This window comes from Rhodococcus sp. NPDC047139, from assembly GCF_040643435.1.
Taxonomy (GTDB): Bacteria; Actinomycetota; Actinomycetes; order Mycobacteriales; family Mycobacteriaceae; genus Rhodococcus.
Window position 1 is genome coordinate 1 of sequence record NZ_JBEYUH010000043.1, and the last position, 2,432, is coordinate 2,432.

Here is a 2,432-nt window from a genome sequence, read left to right on the forward strand (position 1 = left end):
ATATTGTTGACCACCGACGCGGAATCCAACCGGTTCAGGAACCACATCCGCTGCTGAGCAAACGACAACGGCACCCGATCCGGACGCTCCTGCGCCACCAGGGGGGCGCGATCCCCGGCACCGGCCTGATCGGCGACACGGTCGGCCAGATCCTCCACGGTGGACGCCTCGAACAACGCCCGTACCGGAACCGCAGCGTCCAGCGCCGCCCCGATTCGGGACACCACCTGGGTCGCGGACAGCGAGTTGCCGCCCAGTGCGAAGAAGTCGTCGTCCAGGCCCACCCGCTCAACGCCGAGCACCTCGGCGAACACCGACGCGACGACCTCTTCCACGGGAGTCCGGGGCGGGCGGAAGGCGGCGGACTCGAACACCGGTTCCGGCAAGGCACGTCGGTCCAGTTTGCCGACCGGGGTGAGCGGCACCTCGTCGATCACGACGAAGGTGGTCGGGACCATGTAGGAGGGCAGACGTGTGCCCACGAAATCCGAGAGTTCGTCGACGTCGACGACATTGCCCCGTGCCGGCTGGACGTATGCGACCAGCACGGTCGCGCCCGATTCCAGCCGATGACCCGTGGTCACCGCGAATCCGACCGACTCATGGGATTCGAGGGTGGCGTCGATTTCCCCGAGTTCGATCCGTAGGCCTCGGACCTTCACCTGGAAGTCGGAGCGTCCGACATACTCCAGTTCACCCGGACGGATCCAGCGGACGAGGTCACCGGTCCGGTACATGCGCCCGCCGGCGATCCCGAACGGGTTGGCGACGAAACGCCCGGAGGTGAGTGCCGGCCGCGCATGGTATCCACGGGCGAGCGCGGCACCCGAGATGTACAACTCACCTGTCACGCCGAGCGGAACCGGGTGGAGACGGCTGTCGAGCACCTGGAATTCCCGACCGGCGAGCGGGCCACCGATGACCAAGCGATCACCGGGATCGAGAGCGGAACTCGAAGATGCGAGGATCGTCGTCTCGGTCGGCCCGTAGACGTTGAAGAACCGGCGGCCGGGAGCCCACCGATCGACGACTTCGGATGTGTACGACTCGCCACCGACGAGCACGACCCGCAGATCGTCTGTGTCGTGGTGGTCGACCGATCCGAGCGCGGCAGGGGTGATGAATGCATGGGTCACCCGCTCGTCCCGAAGCAAGTTCATCAGCTCCACACCACCGTAGGTCGATGGCGGTGCGATCACGAGCGTCGCTCCGTTGGGTGTGGCGAGAAGCAACTCGAGTACCGATGCGTCGAAGCTGGGCGACGCGACGGCAAGAACGCGGGAGTCCTTGCCCACGCCGTACCTCGAGCGCTTCTCGGCTGCGAGGTTCGCGAACCCGCCGTGGGTGACGGACACGCCCTTGGGCAGACCTGTCGACCCGGAGGTGTAGATCAGGTAGGCGGTGTTCTCGGGCCGCAGTGGCGCGATCCGTTCGCCGGGGTCGAGCCGCTCACCCGAGATCGCCGCGAGGTGCGCGCTCACTTCGGGATCGTCGAGAAGGATCCACTCGGCGGTCTCAGGGAGCCCACCGGAGTATTCGGAGGTGGTAATTCCTGTGCGCGCACCGGAATCCGACAACATGTGCTCGACCCGCTCGGTGGGATAGGTCGGATCCACCGGGACGTAGGCCGCACCGGTCTTCGCGACGGCCCAGACCGCGACGATCATGTCGTACGACCTCGGCAGGGCCAGGGCGACGAAGGTTTCCGGAGCGATGCCTTTGCCGATGAGAAATCGCGCGAGACGCGTGGACTCCGAGTCCAGTTCGGCATAGGTGATCGAGCGATCGTCGGCCCGGACCGCGATCGCCTCGGGGTCGAGCGCAGCCCCGGCGACGAAAAGATCGGGCAACGTGCCGTCCACGTCGATCGTCGGGCCGGAAAGATGCGCGAGCGCGGTGGACTCGGCGTCGTCGAGCAGATCGATGTCGCCGGACTGCACCGAGACGTCCGCCTCCACCGAGTCGGCGATCCGCACGAACAGGTCCGGCAACGTGCCTTCCACGTCAACTGTCGGCCCGGAAACGCGTGCGAGTGCAGCGAACTCGGCGTCGGTCAGCAGACGGATGTCGCCGACCGGCACCGAGGCGTCCTCGACAACCGACTCGACGATCCGCACGAACCGCTCCGCGAACGAGGTGATCGTCGACTCGTCGAACAGATCCGTCGCATAGGTCCACACCACCGACATCCCCGCCGGCGCACCCGAGACGTCGAAACTCTCCGCCACGGTCACATCGAGATCGAACTTCGCGGACACATCGTCCAATTCCACCGGAGCCACCGTCAGGCCCGGCAGCTCCAGCCCGGCCCGCTCGAAGTTCTGGAAGGACAGCGCGACCTGGAACAACGGATGCCGCGCCTGCGACCGCTCCGGATTGAGAACCTCCACCAACCGCTCGAACGGCACATCCGCATGCCCGAACGCCGCCAC

Annotated in this window: 1 protein-coding gene; it reads right to left on the bottom strand. The window is 66.5% G+C overall.

Annotation, left to right across the window (positions count from 1 at the left end; all coding sequences use genetic code 11):
* Positions 1-2,432, bottom strand: a 2,432-nt coding sequence (locus ABZ789_RS22590; RefSeq protein ID WP_358428893.1) for an amino acid adenylation domain-containing protein, incomplete at both ends; no start/stop codon positions are given.